Genomic DNA, 21,388 nt, shown 5'->3' on the forward strand with positions numbered 1-21,388 from the left:
CATTTTAACAATTTAATGTTTGAAATGACGACGGCCACTAAATACCATAGCAATATTTTTGCGATTAGCCATATCAATTGACTCTTGGTCTTTAATTGACCCTCCCGGTTGAATAATTGCCGTAATACCATGATCAGCAGCATATTCAACACTATCATCCATTGGGAAGTAAGCATCTGAAGCTAAGACAAATGGTTCTACCATCCCATGTTCTAGTGCTTGCTCTAACGCAATTTTAACCGATCCGACACGGTTCATTTGACCCGCACCAATTCCAAGTGTTTGATCCTTAGTTGCAATTACAATCGCATTACTCTTAACATGCTTCACAATTCTTTGAGCGAATAATATTGCTTCTTTTTCATCACTTGTTGGTAATTTTTCAGTTACCGTTTTTAATTCTTCCATTTGGTCAATGACTTGATCACGTTCTTGAACAAGTAAGCCACCCATCACTGAGACATATTCATATTTATCAGCTTGGTCCTTTTGACTGAAATCAATTGTCATAACACGAAGATTTTTCTTCTTAGCTAAAATATCATATGCAGCATCTGTGAAGTTTGGTGCGATAATAATTTCAAGGAATAAATGATGTAATTCAGTTGCTGTTTCTAAATCAACTTCACGATTTAAGGCAATAATGCCTCCGAAAATTGACGTTTTATCAGCATCAAATGCTTTTTTCCATGCAGCATTAATCGTTTCTCCAGTACCAACCCCACAAGGATTCATATGTTTCATCGCAACGACAGCAGGTTGCTTAAATTCTGAGACAACTTTTAAAGCAGCGTCGGCATCTTTAATATTGTTATACGATAACTCTTTACCATGTAATTGTTTAGCGGCAGCAATCGAAAAAGCATTTGGTAAAGCTGATTGATAGAAAGCCGCTTTTTGATGTGCATTTTCACCATAACGCATTCCTTGTTTGAAATCATATGTTAATGACAATTTTTCAGGAAATTCAATTTCTAATTCTTTTGTTAAATAAGATGATATTAAAGTATCATATGCAGCCGTGTGTCTAAACGCTTTAGCTGCTAATTGTCGACGAAACTGATTATCCATTTTATCATCATCGAGTTTATCTAAAACAGACGGATAATCAGCTTTATCGACAACAACATAAACAGATTCAAAATTTTTGGCAGCAGAACGCAACATTGAAGGCCCACCAATATCGATTTGCTCAATAGCTTCTGACTCAGTAATACCAGGTTTTTCAATCGTTTCTTTAAAGGGATATAAGTTTACACAAACTAAATCGATTAAGGCAATATGTTCTTCTTCTAATTTAGCCATATGAGCTGGATTGTCACGCCTTGCTAATAACCCACCATGAATCATTGGGTGTAATGTTTTAACTCGTCCATCAAGCATTTCTGGAAAGTGAGTCACATCTTCAATTCTAATTACAGCGATATCGGCATCCTTTAAAATATTAAACGTACCACCAGTTGAAATAATTTCAAATCCACGTTTGATTAATCCCTGAGCGAAGTCTGCAACACCAGTTTTATCAGATACACTTATCAAAGCTCTTTTCATCTTATTAATCTCCCTTTTTATTGTTTAATAAATTTAGAATCACCTTTGGATATAGTTGGTGTTCAACATCATGAATCTTACTTTCCAATTGTTCAAGTGTTTCATTTGGTAAAATAGGAATACTTTGTTGCGCTATAATTGGCCCCGTATCAACACCTTCGTCAATGTAGTGTATCGTCACACCAGTTACACTAACACCTGCCTTATACGCATCCTCAATTCCATGAATACCTGGAAAAAGGGGTAACATTGCGGGATGAATATTAATAATTTCCATCGGATACTTACTCAATAATGTACTTGTAATCACACGCATATAACCCGCCAATAAAATGGTGTCGATTTGATACTTAGCTAATTCATTAACAATCACTTGTTCATAATGACTACGATTTTCAAAGTCTTTAGGTTGAATAATAAAGGTTGGAATTCCTCTACGTGCTGCCTTTTTAATGACAGCCGCTTTTGGTCGATCACAAACTAAAACTTCAATTTCTAATCCTGCATCTTTTAATGCCTGATTATCTGCAATAAATTCAAAATTAGAACCGGTCCCTGATGCAAAAATTGCTACTTTGACCATTTTATTTACCTACCAATTCGACCGTTTGATCAGTATTTTTAATTTCTATACTGCCTATTTCATAAGCGTGTACAGTTTCTTTATTTAATTGTGTCAGCACCTGTTCAACGTTAGCTTTATCAACAGCCAAAACCATTCCAATACCCATATTAAAAATTTCATACATCTCTGAATGGGGTATCTCACCGTATCTAGAGATGGCATCAAAAATTGGTAGTACTGGCCATAATCCTAGATTAATTGTTGCTTTTAGCCCTTCTGGTAACATTCTTGGTATATTTTCAATAAAGCCACCACCTGTAATATGTGCTGCGCCTTTAATCAAATTATCTTGAAATAAAGGAATCAGATCATCTACATAAATTTTTGTTGGTGTCATTAATATTTCAGCAAGTGATTCATTAGGTATTTCTGGTAAAGCTTCATCTAAATTAAAAGCCATGTCTTCAAGAAATATCTTTCTAACAAGTGAGAATCCATTTGAATGAATACCGGTTGACGAAATTCCAATTAAAATGTCATTTTCTTGAATTGAATGACCATCTATTAATTGACTTTTTTCAACAACACCAACCGCAAATCCGGCCATATCATAATGTGTTTTTTGATACATCCCTGGCATTTCAGCTGTTTCACCACCAATAAGATTCATATGTGCTGTTTGACATCCTTTAATTACCCCAGAAATAATACTTTCAATTTTTTGAGGTTCAGTTTTGCCAGTCGCTAAGTAGTCCAAAAAGTATAGAGGCGTTGCACCCTGAGCAACAATGTCATTAACACACATAGCCACACAATCAATCCCAATTGTGTCATGTCGATTTGTTTCAAAGGCAACCATCAATTTGGTGCCAACGCCATCAGTACCTGAAACCATAAGTGGCTCTATAATACCTAATCGACTGAGATCAAAGAGTCCTCCAAATCCACCAACTGAACTTGTTTCATTTACCAGTGACATTTGTTTATTAATTCGATTAACGACGTCATACCCTGCATTCACATCAACACCCGATTTTTGATAAGCATTTACCATTTTGAAGTCCTCACTTTTCTGTCGTTAAGTTTGCTAAATACTCATCCTCGTAATCATATAATGGCGTTGGATAATCACCATTAAAGTAAGCCATACATAGTCCTGAATATGGGGCATCTAAATTCAAACCAATTGAAGCAATTAATCCAGCTTCACTTAGAAATGCTAATGAGTCTGCCCCAATAATAGCCTTCATTTCTTCAATTGATTTATTTGCGGCAATTAATTCAGATTGCTTTTGAATATCAATCCCATAAAAACAAGGGTATTTAAGAGGTGGTGACGCAATTCGCAAATGAACTTCAGCAGCTCCAGCTTCTTTTAACAATCTAACAATGTGTTTACTCGTTGTCCCCCGAACAATTGAATCATCGACTAAAATAATCTTTTTACCCTTAACCACGCTTTTAACAGCTGATAATTTCATTCGCACCCCTTGTTCTCTAAGTCTTTGGGTGGGTTGAATAAAGGTCCGGCCAATATATTGATTTTTAACTAATCCCATTTCATAAGGAATGCCACTTTCTTCTGCATAACCACTAGCTGCAGACAATGAGGAATTTGGTACACCAATAACCATATCTGCATCAATACCCGTTTCTCGTGCTAGTTTGCGACCCATTCTTTTACGAGCAGAATGGACATTAATCCCACAAATATCCGAATCCGGTCTTGCAAAATAAATATATTCCATTGAACAAATTGACATTTTAGTTTCAGTTGTATAAACGTCAATTGATAGCCCTTCGTCAGTAATAGTGACGATTTCACCAGGGTTCACATCGCGAACGAATTCTGCCCCAACAGAATCTAAAGCACAGGTTTCACTTGCAACGACGTAAGCACCATTTACCATTTGACCAATAGATAGTGGTCTAAATCCATTTGGATCAAGTGCCGCAATCATGTAGTTTGACGTCATTAATAAGTAAGCAAACCCACCATGTACTTGATTTAATGCGTCTTTAACCTGTTCATGCAAAGTGTCTTGTGATGAACGACGAATTAAGTGCATCAAAACCTCTGAATCCGAACTTGATTTGAAAATAGCCCCATCTTGCTCTAACTCATTTCTAAGCGTTACCGCATTAGTTAAATTACCATTATGGGCTAAGGCAAACTGTGTATCGTAAAAATCAAATAAAAATGGCTGAATGTTATCAATTCCGTTACTACCGGCCGTTGCATAACGTACATGTCCAATAGCTGCATTACCGGTTAATTTTTTTATTTTTTCAGGATTTCTAAAAACATCTGATAGTAATCCTAATCCTCTATAACCAATTAGTTTACCTTCATCATTTGATACAATTCCTGCACCTTCTTGGCCGCGATGTTGTAAACTATGCAGACCAAAATAGGTAATCTGATTTGCATCTTCATTTCCCCAAACACCAAAAACACCACATTCTTCATTTAAACTTCTTATTTCATTAGGCACGGAATTGCATCCTCCCAAACTTGTTTGGCTTCAGAAGTTGTAAGAGTTATCTTACTCCCTTTTGTCGTCACGTTAATTAATTGGTCTGCTGTAACACAGCCAATTTTTTCAGCAGTTTGATTCATTAAATTTTCAAAATCTGTCTTATTTTCTGATTTAATCGATAAAATGAATCGCGATTGTGATTCTGAGAAAAGTTGTGCATCTGTCATATTTACATTAATATCAATACCTAAATCGTTTTTAAATACGGATTCACTTAAAGCAACGGCTAGACCACCTTCAGATAAATCATGTGCACTTTCGACTAAACCAGATTCGATAGCTTCTAAAACAAACGCTTGGTTACTTTGTTCAGTCTTTAAATCAAAATGTTTAATATCTCCGGAAATCTCGTTAGTAGTCATTTTCTGAATTTCTGAACCATTAAAATCATTATAAGTTGTACCCACTAAATAAATTAAATCATTAGCATGTTTAAAATCTTGCGTTGTTATATTTTTAACATCTTTAATTAAACCAACCATTCCAATCATTGGCGTTGGATAAATGGCTTGTTCATTAAATTCATTATATAAAGAGACATTACCAGAAATAACAGGTGTATTAAATAAGTCACATGCTTCAGAAATACCGATAGCACTTTGATCAAATTCCCAAAAAATTTCTGGATTTTCAGGACGTCCATAATTTAAGCAATCTGTAATAGCGAGTGGTTGTCCACCAGATGCAACTATGTTACGCGCTGCTTCAGAAACAGCAATTTGACCACCAACCTTAGGATTCAAGTAAATATAACGCGCATTACAATCTGTTGTCATTGCGAGTGCCTTATTAGTTTCTCTAATTCGAATAACACCTGCATCACTACCAGGTCTAACCACTGTATTGACTTTAACTTGAGAATCGTACGTTTCGTACAATGATTTTTTGGATGCGATTGTTGGTTGTTGTAACAAATCTAACCAAGTTTGCTTCGTATTTTCTATTTCAGGTATAAAATCAGACTGCGCTTTAAATTTGCTGATTCTTGCAGGTTCTTTTTGTTCCTTATGATAGACTGGTGCATCACTTGCTAAAGAATCAACGGGAATATTAGCAACAATTTTTCCCTCATGTATTAAAACATAATCCGTATTTTCTGTTACATACCCGATATTAACGGCTTCTAAATCATATTTTTTAAATAAATTGATAACTTTAGTTTCAAATTCAGGTTTAATACAAAGAACCATCCGTTCTTGAGATTCAGATAACATCATTTCGTAAGCAGACATATTAGTTTCACGTTGTGGAACGTTATCTAAATCAAGTACCATCCCTGATTTAGCTTTCGAGGCCATTTCAGCAGTTGACGAAACTAATCCAGCAGCTCCCATATCTTGAATACCAACTAACCAGTCTGGATGATCTAGAATAAGTTCGAGACAAGCATCCATTAATAATTTTTCCATGAATGGATCACCAACTTGAACAGCTGAACGCTGTGTTTCTTTATCATCAGCAAATTCATCAGAAGCAAACGTTGCCCCATGAATACCATCACGACCCGTTTTAGCACCAACATAAATAACTAGATTTCCATCACCTTTTGCCTGGCCTTTTTGAATATTTTTATGATCAATCAGTCCAACACACATTGCATTTACTAGTGGGTTACCCTCATAACAAGGATCAAATCCTATTTCTCCACCAACAGTTGGAATACCAATACAGTTACCGTATCCTCCGATACCAGCTACAATTTCTGAAACAAGATACTTAGTGTGCTCATTATCTAGTTCACCGAAACGTAAACTGTCAAGAAGTGCAATAGGTGTTGCCCCCATTGAAAAAATATCTCTGATAATACCGCCGACACCTGTTGCGGCACCTTCATAGGGTTCAACAGCTGAGGGATGATTATGGCTTTCAGCTTTAAATACAACTGCTTTACCATCACCAATATCAATAACACCAGCACCTTCTCCAGGTCCTTGTAAAACTTGCGGCCCAGAATTTGGAAAATGTTTTAAAACGGGGCGGGAATTTTTGTAAGAACAATGCTCACTCCACATTACTGAAAATAAACCAGTTTCAGTATAGTTAGGTTGACGACTTAAAATATCATCTTTAATTAACTTATATTCTGAATCAGTTAATCCCCAATTTTGATATAATTTGGTATCTTCAATTATTTGTGCCGTCGGTTCTTGTTTTGTAACCAAATTAACCCACTCCCTCTGTGTATGTCGTTAACATCGATTTAAATAAATTTAGGCCGTCCGTTGAACCGAGCAATGCTTCAATAGCACGTTCTGGATGCGGCATCATACCAAGTACATTTCCACGCTCATTAATAATTCCAGCAATATTATCAATACTTCCATTTGGGTTATCTTGATATCTAAAAATAATTTGATTATTTTTCTTAAGAGAAGCTAATGTTTCATCATCACAATAATAATTACCCTCGCCATGAGCAATTGGTAATTCAATTGTCGTTTGCGTTTTATAATCAGTTGTAAAACGCGTTTGATTATTAACAATTTCCAAAGTAACTGGCTTACAAATAAATTTAATATTTTTATTTTGAATTAATGCACCTGGAAGTAGTTGCATTTCCGTTAACATTTGAAATCCATTACAGGTTCCAAACACTAGTTTACCTTCATCCGCAAAACGTCTCACTTCATTCATAATGGGTGATAAACTGGCAATTGCCCCACTTCTTAAGTAATCGCCGTATGAAAATCCACCTGGAAGTAATACACCATCAAAACCATCAAGAGATTCCTCTGTATACGACACAAACTCAGCTTGTTCATGTAAACCATCCCGAATAGCGTGAAGTAAATCATAATCACAATTTGAACCAGGAAATACAACAACTGCAAATTTCATGATTAAGCCTCCACTTTTTCAAGTTCGTAACGATATTGCTCCATATTTGGATTAGCTAATAATTTATCACAAATCGCATCAATTTTTTGGTCTATCTCTAATTCAGTTGCTTCAACCTTTAACACAAAATATTTACCAACTCGAACGTCACTAACACCTGAGAATCCTAATCGGTTAATCGCTTCATTAACAGCTTGACCTTGCGGATCTAAAACTGATTCTTTATATGTAACGTAAACTTTTACACTATACATTATTTGACCTCATTTCGATTTTTTAGTCGGTTTAAAACATCTTGATATACTGGAATAATGCTACCTTGGTTTTTTCTGAAAATATCCTTATCTAATGATTTATGTGTCTTCGAATCCCATAAACGTGCATTATCAGGTGAAAATTCATCTGCCAAAATAAGTTCCCCATGATACCGACCGAATTCAAGTTTAAAATCAATTAAATCAATATTGATGTCTTTAAATAATTTATACAGTAGCTGATTAATATGAAGGACTTGTTTCTTTATTTCGTCCATTTCTATTTTAGTCGCAAAATTTAACGCAAAAATTTGTGACTCATTTATTCCAGGATCGTCTAGAGCATCATTCTTATAATAGTATTCAATAACAGGAACTGTTAATTTAGTTCCTTCAACTTGATCAAATTTACGAGCAAAACTACCTGCAATAGTATTTCGTAAAACAACTTCAATTGGAATTATTTCAACTTTTTTAACTAATTGTTCGGTTTTAGAAACATCTTCAATGAAATGTGTTTTAATACCGTTTGCCATTAAATAAGAAAAAATAATATCAGATATTTGATGGCTTAATAATCCCTTACCTAATATTTCTTCTTTCCGTTTACCATTAAGTGCGGTAGCTTGGTTTTTGTATACCATTCTTAATACTTCTTCATCATTAGTTTGATAAACATCTTTAGCTTTTCCTTCGTAAATCAATTGATCCAAGCGAATAGCCCCCTTAAGAATAAAAACATATAAAAATATACTTTTTAACTAAATAGTTCGTTCTTTACAAATATAGTTTAACAATTACTATATAATTTATCAAGGTAAAATACGATTATTTTTATATTTTTTTAATTTAAAGTTCGTATTATGGCAAACAAAAAACCATAAAGCTATTAAAATAACTTTATGGTTTACATATTTCTTTAAATGAGACCAATTCGTTCGAAAATAGCATCAACATTTCTAATATGATAATGATAATCAAAAGCATCATCTAAGTCTGCTTGAGTTAATGCAGACATTATTTGTTCATCTGCTTCTAATAAGGGACGGAACTGTATTTGTTGATCCCAAGAGATTGCCGTCTTAGGTTGAATTAAATCATATGCAGCCTCTCTAGACATGCCACTATCAATTAATTTAAGTAAAACTCTTTGGCTGTAAATAAGACCAAAAGTACGGTCCATATTTTTTTTCATATTTTCCGGAAATACTGTTAATTCTTTAACTATTTTTGTAAAGCGACGTAGCATGTAATCTAATAAAATAGTTGTATCGGGTAATATAATACGTTCTGCAGAGCTATGTGAAATATCTCGTTCATGCCATAATGTAACATCTTCGAAGGCAGTGACCATATGTCCTCGAATGACACGCGCTAACCCTGTAATATTTTCTGAACCAATTGGATTACGTTTATGTGGCATAGCTGATGAACCTTTTTGGCCTTTAGCGAAATATTCTTCAACTTCTCGTGTCTCACTTTTTTGTAATCCACGAATTTCTGTTGCCATTTTTTCAATCGATGTTGCAAGAAGAGCCATCTCAGAAACATAATTAGCATGTAAATCTCGTGGTAAGACTTGTGTCGATATTTCTTGAGGTCTAATTCCAAGATGCTCACAAACATAAGTTTCCACAAACATTGGGATATTGGCAAATGTTCCTACAGCACCACTAATTTTTCCAGCTTCAACATCTAATGCTGCATCATTAAAACGAATTTGATGACGTTTCATTTCAGAATACCACAATGCAATTTTCAATCCAAATGTTGTTGGTTCAGCATGTACACCGTGTGTTCTACCCATCATAACAGTATCTTTATATTCAACTGCTTTATCAGCTAAAACAGCCATAAATTCTTCAATATCCTTACGCAAAATTTCATTAGCCTGTTTTAAAATAGATCCATACGCTGTATCAACTACATCTGTAGAAGTTAATCCATAATGAACCCACTTACGTTCTTCCCCTAGAGATTCTGAGACAGCTCTTGTAAAGGCAACGACATCATGCTTTGTTTCTTGTTCAATTTCTAAAATACGATCAATATCAAAACTAGCATTTTTACGAATTTTTTCAGCGTCTTCTGCTGGAACATGGCCTAGTTCAACCCAAGCCTCACTAGCTAATGTTTCAACTTCTAACCAAGCTTTATATTTATTTTCATCTGACCATATGGCACCCATCTCAGCATTTGTATAACGATCAATCATTTTTATCTTCCTCTCTTAATCCCAAATTTTCGTTTGATATACATCAATTTTAGCTTGCTCAATATTATCGGTTAATATCGTTACATGACCCATCTTACGATCTTGTTTTGCTTCATTTTTACCATAAAAATGAAACCGCCATTGACCTTCATTTTGAATTTCATTTAATACTGACTGGACATGTTGTCCCAAAATATTAATCATAATAGCATGACTTAACAACTGTGGTTTTAACATTGGTAAATTACAAATTCCTCTAATATGCGCTTCAAATTGTGATAAGGAACAGGCCTCAATTGTTAAATGTCCGGAATTATGTGGTCTAGGTGCAATTTCATTAACATAAACGCCACCTGAATCTGAAACAAAAAATTCAATCCCCATTGTTCCAACAGACAAACAATCATCAGCAATTTGACTTGCAATAATTTCAACTTCTTTTCTTGTCTCAATCGATAAACGACTCGGACAAGAACTCTCATGTAAAATATTATGACGATGTTGATTTTCGATAATCGGAAAAATACTTTGTTGGCCTAATTCATTTCTAGCAATGATAACGGAAACTTCACGATCAAACTGAACAAAGCCTTCTAACACGCATGTTCTATTTTGAATCAATTTTCCCGCTTCAATCAAATCAGCACTTGTCTTTAAAATAACTTGTCCTTTACCATCATATCCGCCACGAATCGTTTTTAAAATTGATGGGTACCCAGTTATTTTAATGGCATTTTCTAAATCATCAAAACTTTGTATTAATTTAAATGGTGCGATTGGATAATTATGAGCTTCCAAAAATTGTTTCTCACTAATTCTATCTTGTGAAATACGCAGTGCAGTCGACCCTTGTGGAACATAGCAATATTGCTTTGCTGCATCAATCGTATCAGCATCTACATTTTCAAACTCAAACGTTAGTACATCACACATTTTTGCAAGATTTAAAATAGCAATCTCATCGTCATAATCTGCAATCACTTGTTTGTCCGCAACCTGAGCAGCTGGGCAATCTTTTTGCGGATCTAATATAATCACACGATAACCCATTTCTTTTGCAGACGTTGTCATCATTTGTCCTAGCTGACCACCACCAATAATACCAATTGTTTGTCCTGGTAATATCCTTTTAATCAAGTAAATCACTACTTTCCAAAGATTTTTGATGGAGTGATAATTGATATGACTTTAAATTATCTTTTATAGTTGAATCACTTAAGGCACAAATTTTTGCGGCAAAGATGCCGGCATTTGTTGCACCTGCTTTACCAATTGCCATAGTTGCTACGGGTGTTCCCGCAGGCATCTGAACAATTGACAGTAAAGAGTCTATTCCATTTAGCGCATGGGACTGCACCGGAACGCCTACTACAGGGATGACGGTTGAAGCTGCAATCATTCCTGGTAAATGTGCGGCACCACCCGCACCAGCAATAATAACTTCATACCCATTTTTATCCGCACTTTCTGCAAATTTAATCATTTCTATTGGCATTCGATGTGCCGAAATAACTTTTTTATCATACTCAATATCAAGTTCATCTAATAAATTAGCCGTAAATTTCATTGTGGTCCAGTCGGAAATCGATCCCATTACAATTGCTATCTTTGCCATTCGATTACCTCCAAATTTAATAAACCTATTCTATCAACAACTCAGCGTTGTGTCAAAGCAAAAAAAGGACGAAATTAAAAAATTAATAAAAATAGTTCGTATTTTAATGGATATTCAAGCTATTTCTCTTTTTAATATTTCTTTTTTATAAAAAAATAAATGACACCTATTGGCATCATTTATTTCCCTTTTTAAGGTCCGTGTATAATTGTAACTTGCTTCTAGAATTCAAAACAACTGACTTTTTACTATTGGCTAAATAAAAAGATAGTCCAAATCTTCTTAATTTAACTTGTTTTATTGCGGAAATTTCAATTATTTCATTATGTTTTCGAATAACCTTAGTTAACTTAATATTTTTGTCGTCAACTATTAATTTACGATTCAAGATTTGAACAATTGATACAATAAGAAAAAGTATAAATAAAACAATTGTCCAAATTTGTAATGTTGTTATCTCTAACCATAATAATAAACTACCTAAAAATAAGCAGAACGTCCATGACCATAAAATAACCGTTTTAGCTAGCTCGGGTTGATAAAAATATGTTTTTTGATATTTTTTCATGCTTATGATCTCCTCTAACACAATAAAATTATTCTTCTATATTTAAAGCTTAACATAATTGATCAGATATTCTATATTTTTCCATAAAAAAAGATGAAACCTTAAGTTTCATCTTTTTGAACTATTATTTAATAACTAAGAATCTGTCATCATCTAACATGAAATCTTTATCTCCTGCCGCTGCTTCAATTGAACCAAATGGCATTTGTGCACGTAATTCCCAGTTTCCAGGGATATTAAACGCATTTTTAATTTCAGTATCAATAAGTGGATTATAATGTTGTAAACTTGCGCCAATACCATTTTCAGCTAATACTGTCCAAACACTTTGTTGAGCACCGCCCAAACCTTGTTCTGCCCAAACTCTGAAGTTATCAGCGTATAAAGCAAAATCTTTTTCATTTTGAGCAACAACATCAGTATCTATAAAGTATAATATTGTTCCAAATCCAGCACGGAATGTTGCAATCTTTTCTTGAGTTTTCTTATATGCTTCAGCATTAGGAACCTCAGATTTAAGACGTTTTTCAACGATATCCCAAACCATGTCTGAATTTTTACCATATAAAATTGCTGCTCTAATTGTTTGATTATTGAATGATGTTGGTGATTTCTTTATAGCATCCTCGATAACACCAGTAATTTCATCAGGTGTTTGACTTACTTTATCCCCTAAAGCGTAAATTGAACGACGTTGTTCCATAAGATCTAATAATTGAGTTTTCATAATTAATTTCCCCTTCTCTATTTGAATAAACTTAGTATATCACTTACTATTAATAAGTAAAGAGATAACACTTATTTTTTTTATCTTAAATAAAAAAAGCTACCTAATCGTTGATTAGATAGCTTTTAAACTTATTATTTATTATGCTCTTGGTTTACGTTTACCCCAATATTGGAAATAATCCGTTCTCAATGAGCCATTATATAGCTTACGTTTTTTAGATGCTCTTGAACCATAATATTCTTCAAAAGTTAAGTCACTTGTTAAGATATATTTACTCCAAGTAGGCATTTGTTTATAAACAACACCCATCTGTTTGTATAAAACACGTACAGATTCAGTATCGCTCAATCGTTCACCGTATGGTGGGTTAGCGACTAAAACACCATTTTCTTTTTCTGTTGTAAAATCTTTTGCAGCAAGTTGCTTGAATTCAATACTATCCAAGACGCCAGCTTCAGCGGCATTCTTTTTAGCAATTTCAATCATGCCAGCATCAATATCATAACCTGCTATATCTAATACTACATCAAGATTTGCTTCACCTTTTGCTTTTTCTCTTAAACGATCAAATAGTCCTTTTTCAACAAAATCCCAATCTTCGAATACAAAATAACGACCGATACCAGGTGCAATATTATGTCCCATTAATGCAGCTTCAATTGGGATTGTTCCTGAACCACATACTGGATCAACAAAAGGTTTTTCTGGATACCAATTAGTTAACATAACTAACGCAGCTGCCATATTTTCTTTTAAAGGAGCATAACCCTTTTCAACACGATAACCACGTTTAAATAAACTGCTACCCGTTGTATCAAGTGTCAATAAGACGTTATCTTTATTAATAGCAACTTCCAATGGATATTTTGAACCCGTCTCTGGTAAGCGTGTTGTACGGTGATAGACATCACTTAATTGATCAACAATTGCTTTTTTCACGATTGCTTGGGCATCTGGAACACTATAGAGTGTTGATTTTTGAGATTTTCCTTGAACAGGGAATTCCGCATCTAATGGTAAAAACTTATCCCAAGAGATTGCTTTTGTTTGTTCAAATAAATCGTCAAAAGTCGTAGCCGTAAACTCACCAACAATGATTTTAACGCGATCTGCGGTTCTCAACCATAGGTTTGTATTAATAACATCTTCCATTGTTCCTTCGAAGCGGACACGACTATTTTCTACTTGAACATCATAACCCATATGTTTAAGTTCGTTTCCAACAATTGACTCAATACCGCTAGCTGCGGTTGCCAATAATTTAAAAGTTTCCATTTTGCACCTTCACTATAATTTAATTTTTTTAATAAAAAAACTAGGATAAAAGAAAATTCTTCATCCTAGTTCATCCTGAAATCATGTAAATTTCTATAAGCCATGTTTTGTACGTCATCCATCTCAGGCGATGAAATCAGTGGTAATCATCTATCTCCAGATATTATCTGCCCCCATGATTTGTTCATTTCCGTCATGAAGCGCCCCTACCAAAGTTTGGGTTGCCTACTCGTGGGGTTTACCGCGTTCCAGCAATACCGTTTCCAATATTGTATCGTCTCTGTGGCACTTTACAGATTACTTTGACATAGCCGAAGCCTTAGTCATTTTATCCGCCGTTACCCGAAGGTACCTTGGCTTATTTTTTCACCAAGCACGAACACTACAAGCATCTCAGCTTGTGCAAGCATGGACTTTCCTCAGCCTAACTTAATAGACCGCAATTACCCGAAATTTACACTGAATCTATATTACATCATTCAATTAATTTAAAATTGATTTCTAGAATTTTCATTCTCATCTAACTGTGCACCAAACACACGACGTTCCAAATTAGATAATCGTTTAAGAATATCCATATTTGAAGTTGTAGATGTTGTTTGGGTCGTCTGTGAACTTTTACCAACAGTAACCTGTTTTGTAAGTTCGTCGACTTGAGCAATTAAACGATCATTTTCTTCTTGAAGTTTTTTGACTTTCTTATCAAAGGTTTCATAATCTTTAATAACATCGTCAAGAAATTCGTCAACTTCTTTAGAATCATATCCACGCATTTTTGTTTCAAAATGTTTTTGTAAGATATCTTTAGGTACAAAATTAACATCCGTCATATTCGTACACCTCATCACTAATTTCTCATAAATAATGTTAATACCTGTTTATTATAGCAGAATTATTTAATAATTCAAATGATTATTTTGTTCCTCTTCCATTTCGTTTGCAATATCTTCTAATTCCATAAAATCTATCATACGTAATGCATAGTTTTTCACTTCTTTAGTTTGCTTTATTTTTAATAAATCAAATTTTGTTTTGCCTTCATTTTCTGAATCATAAAGTAATAACGCGCCATCTGTGTGTTCTATCATAAAAGTTTGATAATTTTTTAATTGCTGTGGCGACTGATAGGTATCCTTACTAACATAATCAGAAAAATCTACATCATTTAATATTTGATTTAAAACTAATTTTTTATCATCTTTCCAATTATTACCAAACTCTTTGAATGGTAGCATAACTGATACCTTGAAATCAGGATATTCATTTTGTATATCTAGGCAAATTTGTGCCGTCCATTGCTCAACACCAAGCTGAGGGCCAGTTATAACCCACTTCAATCCATTTTCTATTTCATTAATAATATTTTTTTTAATTGCGCTTTTAATGATTTTTATTTTAAGATCATTTTCATTAAAAATACCTAATTCGTATGTTCTATAACCAGTCACCCATAAACGCTTCATAATTGATTAAATATTCCTTTCTTATATTAAGAATATGTTACCAAATCCTTTAAAGCTATTAAATTATATCACTTATTGTTATAATATTTTAGATTGGAGCGTGAAATAACTGTGAGTATTAATTATCCTAATGGAAAACTTTATGAACAATCACCTTTAAATACGCAAAAAAAGTCAAATATGCTGTTGTTTGGTAAACGGGGGATGTCATTAGAGGATGATATCAACGTAAGCAACGCATTTTACCTTGCTCATAATATGGCTGTCATTCACAAAAAACCAACGCCTATTCAAATTGTAAAAGTTGATTATCCTAAACGAAGTGCAGCTGTTATTAAAGAAGCTTACTTTCAAACTGCGTCAACAACTGACTACAATGGCATATACGATGGCCACTATTTAGATTTTGAAGCTAAAGAAACTAAAAATAAAACTTCATTTCCGTTAAGTAATTTTCATGAGCACCAAATTAACCATATGAAATCATGTGTATTACAAAGAGGAATTAGTTTTGTTATAATGAAGTTCACAACCTTAGGTAAGGTCTACTTACTACCATCAAAAACGCTATTTACTTACTGGGATAAGCAGAGTGTTAATGGTCGTAAATCAATTCCATTGAAAACAGTCCAAACTGAAGGATTCGAGATACAATATACTTTAAATCCGGTCATTCCCTATTTAAAATACGTTGATAAAATGATAGAGCATCTATAATTAAGGCTTTATATAATTAAAGGAGAATTTTATTTATGGCAACAGCTGATAATAAAGGTACTACTCGTGTTGCGCGACGCGAACAAGAAATAAGCACTAACAAAAAAGGCAACAAAGGTAAAAATAGTAAAGGTAAACTTTTTAAACGTATTTTTTTGAGCTTACTTGCTCTATTCGTTATTGGCGTAATTGCTAGTATCAGTTTATTTTTCTATTACGCCAAAGATTCACCAAAAATAACATCAAGTAGTCTTGAAAGTACCCCTGCAAGTGTCATTTATGCAAAGAATGATGAAATCATCACTACCTTAGGAACTTCAAGAGTCTACGCTGAATCGTCTGACATGCCGCAACTATTAAAAGATGCCATTGTTTCAATCGAAGATAAACGTTTCTATAAACATAATGGCGTTGATCCTGTGCGAATTGTAGGTGCAGCCTTGTCAAATATCACTGGTGGATCAGCTGGTCTTCAAGGTGGTAGTACTTTAACACAACAACTTATTAAATTATCTGTCTTTTCGACAAAAGCATCTGATCAAACAATAAAACGAAAAGCGCAAGAAGCATGGCTAGCATTACAAGTAGAGCGTAAATACAGTAAATCTCAGATTTTAACGTTCTATGCTAACAAAGTCTTTATGGGAAATGGTATTTACGGGATGCAAACTGCTGCAAATTACTATTTCGGTAAAAAATTGAATAAATTAAATACAGAACAAATCGCGTTAATTGCTGGTATTCCTAATGCCCCATCTTCTTATAATCCTTACGCGCATCCAGAATACGCAAAGGAACGACGTAATGAAGTTATTGATGCAATGTTAGCAAATAACAAAATTTCGGCAAGCGAAGCAAGTACAGCTAAAGCGACACCAATTACTTCAGGCCTAAGAACATCACATTCTGCCGAAAAAGATACTTATAATGCAAAAATTTCTGATTCCTATTTAAAAGAAGTTATTCAGTCTGTTAAAGATAAAGGTTTTGATCCTTATAACAGTAGTCTTAAGATTCGTACAAACTTAGATTTGGATGCTCAGAAACGACTTTATGATATAGCTAATACAAATAACTATGTGGTCTATCCTGACAGTAAAATGCAATTAGCTGTTACCATGGTTGATTCAAAAACTGGCGCTATTTCAGCTATGATTGGTGGCCGTAAACAAACAAATGTTACTTTCGGGTATAATCGGGCTGTCGCAACTAGTCGAAGCAACGGTTCAACCATGAAACCTATTATGGATTACGGTCCTGCTATTGAATATCTAGACTACCCAACTAATCAAAAAGTTAGCGATACAAAATATTACTACCCTGATGCTACTACAAAACAATTAAATGATTTTGATAATAGCTATCTTGGAACAATGACAATGCGAAATGCTTTGATTCAATCACGTAATATCCCTGCTATTCGGACACTTGAAGCGGTTGGATTATCAAAAGCCCAAGGATTCGTCAAAAAACTTGGTGTCTCTAAGGATCAAGTTGATACTTACTCATCTGGTATCGGTGCAAACATGTCAACGACTCAAAATGCAGAAGCCTATGCAGCATTTGCAAATGGTGGAACTTATCACAAAGGGACTTATATTTCAGAAATTGAAAGAAAAGATGGTACAGTTGAAAATTATTCTAGCTCAGGTACTAGAGCAATGAAAACATCAACTGCTTATATGATTACTGATATGCTAAAAGGTGTTATTAATAGTTCTAATGGTACAGGTACGGCAGCTCAAATACCGGGTCTTTACCAAGCGGGTAAAACCGGTACTACTGATTATCCATCAAATGTTGCTTCTAAATTTCCATCTAGCGCAGTTATGGATTCATTATTTTCCGGCTATACTTCAAATTACTCAATTGCAGTTTGGACAGGTTATGATTCACCATTAGTCGCAAATAACTACTTAGATGTTAATTCTCAACATCTAGCTGTAGGTATTTATAAAAACTTAATGCAGTACGTTTCCCAATCAGTTTCAAATACGGATTGGACAAAACCTTCTGACGTTTATCTGAAAAATGGCGAATTATCATTAACAGATTCATCTACTGCAGAAACAACAACAGCAGATAGCAGTTCATATTCAGTTCCTAAGATATCAAATAGTTCTAGTTCTTCAGAAGAATCTAGTTCAAGCAGTTCTTCTAGTTCAAGTAGTTCTAGTTCTTCAGAAAGTTCTAGTTCATCTAGTAGTTCTAGCTCCGCTATTAGTTCAAGTGCTTCATCTAAAGCAGACAGCAGTAAAGCCGTTTCGTCTGCTACTCGTTAAATAAAAACCTGGCGATATTCAGTTAAAATTCTGAATATCGCCAGGTTTTTATTTATTTCATTAATTTGACCAATGATATAGGGGTATTTCCGGTTTATCATTAGATTCTTTTGTATTGTCATTATTCTTCACATTATTTGAAAAGTTCTGTTGTTGTCTTTTTTCTTTATCTTTTTTTATGTCTTGACTTGTTTTTATATGCTTCTTTTCCCAATTTAGTAAAATTCTATCCATATATTTTAAACTGTATGCCTGATTAAGGACAGCTTCTTTCAACGCCATCAAAATTAGTTCTGGAATATAGTGGTCTTGATCAATCCACATGCTAATACTTTCTAATTCCATTGGTGATAAAGGTCTTCCAAATTCAACTTCAATTTTTTCATAAACCTCTTTTCGAGAATTATTACTCTTAACAACTTCAACCTTTTCTTGTGTCCTATGACTTAAATTATTTAATTTTTCATATAACACACTAAAATCAAATTGATCGGTGCTGTACCCATTTGAATCATCAATTGTTTTGATAGAAATAACTTTTTTTTCGATTAATTTCTGCAGTAATGTATAGGTTTCCTGGGCCGTCACGCCCATTTGACTGGCAATTTGATTTGTATCTGGAAATTTATTACCTGCTTGATTAAAGCTTAATAGATGGATTAAGAAAATTAATTCATCACTTGATAATCCAATTTTTCGATAATTCCGTAAAATTAAATTAGACACATGGGTTTCCCCTGCTTCTAAAAATTGACTCATAAATGCATCCATAACGAAAATGCCTCCTTAATTAAGAAAAGAACCTTAAACAATTTCGTTTAAAGGTTCTTTTTCTCTACTTTTTTATGGGTAAATACGGTTTAATAGACGTGGGAATGGAATAGCCTCACGTATATGTTCTTCACCTGTAATCCAAGTTGTTGCGCGTTCTAATCCAAGACCAAATCCTGAATGAGGAACACTACCATATCTTCTTAAATCTAAATACCATTCGTAATCTTTTTCGTTCAATCCAGCTTTTTTAATTTGTGCTATTAAGTTATCTACATCAGTTTCACGTTCTGAACCACCAATAATTTCGCCGTAACCTTCAGGAGCTAATAAGTCAGCACAAATAACGACGTCTTCTCTCGTTGGATGTGGTTTCATGTAAAATGGTTTAATTGCTTTAGGATAGTTTAAAACGAATACTGGCATACTGAAATGTTCTGCCAAATAAGTTTCTTCAGGAGATCCAAAATCATCACCCCATTTAGTATCAGGAAATTCACCAGAATTTTGTAATAATTCGACGGCTTCATCATAAGAAATTTTAGGGAATGGTGTTTTTGTATAACTTTTTAAGACTTCTTTATCTCTTTCGAGAATATCTAAAGCATAGTCACAGTTATCTAAAACATTTTGTACTAAGAACGCAATATATTGTTCTTGTACTTCAAGACTTTGTTCTTGGTGCATAAATGCCATTTCGGGTTCAATCATCCAAAATTCAATTAAATGGCGTCTTGTCTTAGATTTTTCAGCTCTAAAAGTTGGTCCAAATGAGAATACTTTACCAAAGGCCATTGCCCCAGCTTCTTCATACAATTGACCTGATTGTGACAAATAGGCATCTTTGTCAAAATATTTAGTATGGAAAAGTTCAGTTGTACCTTCTGGTGCACTACCAGTTAAGATAGGCGCATCAATCTTTATAAAACCTTCTTTATTGAAAAATTCATATGTTGCGCGAATAATTTCATTTCTAATTTGCATAACTGCATATGGTTTCGTTGAACGTAACCATAAATGACGATGATCCATCAAAAATTCTGTTCCATGATCTTTAGGTGTAATTGGATAATCTTGACTATCACCAACTAATTCAAGTGATTTAACTTCAATTTCATAGCCAAATGGTGAGCGTTTATCTTCATGAATCTCACCAATAACGTAAAGGCTAGATTCCTGATGTAACTCTTTTGCCATTTCAAAAGTTTCTTCACTGACATTACTTTTTATCACGACACCTTGGAAAAAGGCACTTCCATCTCGTAATTGTAAAAATGCAATCTTACCACTTGATCTTTTATTAGTAAGCCAAACACCGATTTTTACTTCTTCGTCTACATGGTTTTTAGCATCAATTATACTAATTGTTTTCAATAAACTTCCTCCTCATTACGGTCCTAGTTGCTAGATCGATTTCATTCCTTTTATAATATCATTAGTCAGATATATTAGTCCATAAGACAATTATATATTTTCAACGGATTTTAAAACTTTACCATTTGAGAACTGCAGTGTTTCATAACAAAGAGCTTTTTTCTTGTTCAAATAACTCACTTCCCATGCAGGTACACCGTTGTATATACCAAGTCCGACATTCAATATTTTACTAGGTTTTTTTTCATTCCAGATATAAGTTAAAATATCATTTTTTGTCTTACCATTTGATTGTGATAAGACTTTAACTTTTCCACCTTTTTGAGCAACAATCACATAAATTCTTTTATTAGCTTTTGTTGTCCCTGCAACTGTAAAATAAGTTGCATCCCTATTATATCTATAAAATGCTGTTTCTTTATCTAGTTTTGCGTATTTTTTAGCAATTGTAACAGCTTCTTTTTCAGCTGTAGCCATCGGTGATTTTGCGCGATTATATAAAATAAAAGCACTTACCACAATAACTAATATCGTACCAAGTATCGAAAGAAAAACGATGTTTTTTGATTTTTTGGGGGATCTTCGCATGATCAATTTTTCTCCTGTCTTAGTTTTATACGGTCATATTAT

General features: G+C 33.9%; 21 protein-coding genes and 1 other RNA gene. 2 read left to right on the forward strand and 20 right to left on the reverse strand.

Annotated elements, in window-relative coordinates:
* Positions 1–12: 12 nt before the first annotated feature.
* From purH to AC1RPG_RS02615, 17 genes are all read right to left on the reverse strand, one after another.
* Entirely contained in the window at positions 13–1,551 is a 1,539-nt protein-coding gene (gene purH, locus AC1RPG_RS02535) for a bifunctional phosphoribosylaminoimidazolecarboxamide formyltransferase/IMP cyclohydrolase (RefSeq protein WP_481761305.1), read from the reverse strand.
* A gap of 4 nt (positions 1,552–1,555) precedes the next feature.
* A complete protein-coding gene (gene purN, locus AC1RPG_RS02540) occupies positions 1,556–2,134 on the reverse strand; it encodes a phosphoribosylglycinamide formyltransferase (RefSeq protein WP_481761304.1) in 579 nt (192 codons plus the stop codon).
* A 1-nt stretch (position 2,135) separates the two neighbouring features.
* Positions 2,136–3,170 (reverse strand): phosphoribosylformylglycinamidine cyclo-ligase, encoded by a 1,035-nt coding sequence (gene purM, locus AC1RPG_RS02545; RefSeq protein ID WP_481761303.1) that lies wholly within the window; start codon positions 3,168–3,170, stop codon positions 2,136–2,138.
* Positions 3,171–3,180: 10 nt separating this feature from the next.
* The gene (purF, locus tag AC1RPG_RS02550; RefSeq protein WP_481761302.1) at positions 3,181–4,611 is read right to left on the reverse strand and encodes an amidophosphoribosyltransferase; all 1,431 of its coding nucleotides are present in this window, start codon (positions 4,609–4,611) and stop codon (positions 3,181–3,183) included.
* Positions 4,596–6,818, reverse strand: coding sequence for a phosphoribosylformylglycinamidine synthase subunit PurL (purL, locus tag AC1RPG_RS02555; RefSeq protein ID WP_481761301.1), 2,223 nt, complete (start codon positions 6,816–6,818; stop codon positions 4,596–4,598). Before purL ends, purF begins: the two co-directional genes overlap by 16 nt.
* A 1-nt stretch (position 6,819) precedes the next feature.
* Positions 6,820–7,494, reverse strand: coding sequence for a phosphoribosylformylglycinamidine synthase subunit PurQ (purQ, locus tag AC1RPG_RS02560; RefSeq protein ID WP_481761300.1), 675 nt, complete (start codon positions 7,492–7,494; stop codon positions 6,820–6,822).
* A gap of 2 nt (positions 7,495–7,496) precedes the next feature.
* The gene (gene purS / locus AC1RPG_RS02565) at positions 7,497–7,748 is read right to left on the reverse strand and encodes a phosphoribosylformylglycinamidine synthase subunit PurS (RefSeq protein ID WP_409022561.1); all 252 of its coding nucleotides are present in this window, start codon (positions 7,746–7,748) and stop codon (positions 7,497–7,499) included.
* The gene (purC, locus tag AC1RPG_RS02570) at positions 7,748–8,467 is read right to left on the reverse strand and encodes a phosphoribosylaminoimidazolesuccinocarboxamide synthase (protein WP_481761407.1); all 720 of its coding nucleotides are present in this window, start codon (positions 8,465–8,467) and stop codon (positions 7,748–7,750) included. Before purC ends, purS begins: the two co-directional genes overlap by 1 nt.
* A gap of 200 nt (positions 8,468–8,667) precedes the next feature.
* A complete protein-coding gene (purB, locus tag AC1RPG_RS02575; protein ID WP_481761299.1) occupies positions 8,668–9,963 on the reverse strand; it encodes an adenylosuccinate lyase in 1,296 nt (431 codons plus the stop codon).
* Positions 9,964–9,978: 15 nt separating this feature from the next.
* Positions 9,979–11,100, reverse strand: coding sequence for a 5-(carboxyamino)imidazole ribonucleotide synthase (purK, locus tag AC1RPG_RS02580; protein WP_481761298.1), 1,122 nt, complete (start codon positions 11,098–11,100; stop codon positions 9,979–9,981).
* Entirely contained in the window at positions 11,093–11,578 is a 486-nt protein-coding gene (gene purE, locus AC1RPG_RS02585; RefSeq protein WP_481761297.1) for a 5-(carboxyamino)imidazole ribonucleotide mutase, read from the reverse strand. The genes purK and purE overlap by 8 nt, the downstream gene beginning before the upstream one ends.
* A 175-nt stretch (positions 11,579–11,753) precedes the next feature.
* Positions 11,754–12,146 carry an EbsA family protein gene (locus tag AC1RPG_RS02590; protein ID WP_481761296.1) on the reverse strand — a complete coding sequence of 131 codons (393 nt, stop codon included), beginning with the start codon at positions 12,144–12,146 and terminating at the stop codon, positions 11,754–11,756.
* Positions 12,147–12,270: 124 nt separating this feature from the next.
* Positions 12,271–12,873, reverse strand: coding sequence for a nitroreductase family protein (locus AC1RPG_RS02595; protein WP_481761295.1), 603 nt, complete (start codon positions 12,871–12,873; stop codon positions 12,271–12,273).
* 141 nt (positions 12,874–13,014) lie between these two features.
* On the reverse strand, positions 13,015–14,151 hold the full coding sequence (locus AC1RPG_RS02600) for a THUMP domain-containing class I SAM-dependent RNA methyltransferase (protein ID WP_409022567.1): 1,137 nt from the start codon (positions 14,149–14,151) through the stop codon (positions 13,015–13,017).
* A gap of 91 nt (positions 14,152–14,242) precedes the next feature.
* An RNA gene (gene rnpB / locus AC1RPG_RS02605) (RNase P RNA component class B) lies at positions 14,243–14,606 on the reverse strand.
* Positions 14,607–14,639: 33 nt separating this feature from the next.
* A complete protein-coding gene (gene gpsB, locus AC1RPG_RS02610) occupies positions 14,640–14,981 on the reverse strand; it encodes a cell division regulator GpsB (protein ID WP_481761294.1) in 342 nt (113 codons plus the stop codon).
* 66 nt (positions 14,982–15,047) lie between these two features.
* The gene (locus AC1RPG_RS02615; RefSeq protein WP_481761293.1) at positions 15,048–15,614 is read right to left on the reverse strand and encodes an SLOG family protein; all 567 of its coding nucleotides are present in this window, start codon (positions 15,612–15,614) and stop codon (positions 15,048–15,050) included.
* A gap of 111 nt (positions 15,615–15,725) precedes the next feature.
* Between AC1RPG_RS02615 and recU the strand changes: the two genes are divergently transcribed.
* Both recU and AC1RPG_RS02625 read left to right on the forward strand, forming a co-directional pair.
* Complete coding sequence (gene recU, locus AC1RPG_RS02620) at positions 15,726–16,331, forward strand: Holliday junction resolvase RecU (protein WP_481761292.1); 606 nt, start codon at positions 15,726–15,728, stop codon at positions 16,329–16,331.
* Positions 16,332–16,366: 35 nt separating this feature from the next.
* A complete protein-coding gene (locus tag AC1RPG_RS02625; RefSeq protein ID WP_481761291.1) occupies positions 16,367–18,613 on the forward strand; it encodes a transglycosylase domain-containing protein in 2,247 nt (748 codons plus the stop codon).
* A 60-nt stretch (positions 18,614–18,673) separates the two neighbouring features.
* On the opposite strand, the gene AC1RPG_RS02630 is transcribed toward AC1RPG_RS02625, so the two are convergent.
* From AC1RPG_RS02630 to AC1RPG_RS02640, 3 genes are all read right to left on the reverse strand, one after another.
* Positions 18,674–19,384 (reverse strand): DnaD domain protein, encoded by a 711-nt coding sequence (locus tag AC1RPG_RS02630; protein WP_481761290.1) that lies wholly within the window; start codon positions 19,382–19,384, stop codon positions 18,674–18,676.
* 72 nt (positions 19,385–19,456) lie between these two features.
* Positions 19,457–20,758, reverse strand: a complete 1,302-nt coding sequence (gene asnS / locus AC1RPG_RS02635) for an asparagine--tRNA ligase (protein ID WP_409022573.1) — start codon at positions 20,756–20,758, stop codon at positions 19,457–19,459.
* A 90-nt stretch (positions 20,759–20,848) separates the two neighbouring features.
* Positions 20,849–21,346: a cell wall elongation regulator TseB-like domain-containing protein gene (locus AC1RPG_RS02640; protein WP_481761289.1), complete on the reverse strand. Its 498-nt coding sequence runs from the start codon at positions 21,344–21,346 to the stop codon at positions 20,849–20,851.
* Positions 21,347–21,388: the final 42 nt, after the last annotated feature.

The organism is Dellaglioa sp. CoH-57-MRSF-18, from assembly GCF_056781995.1.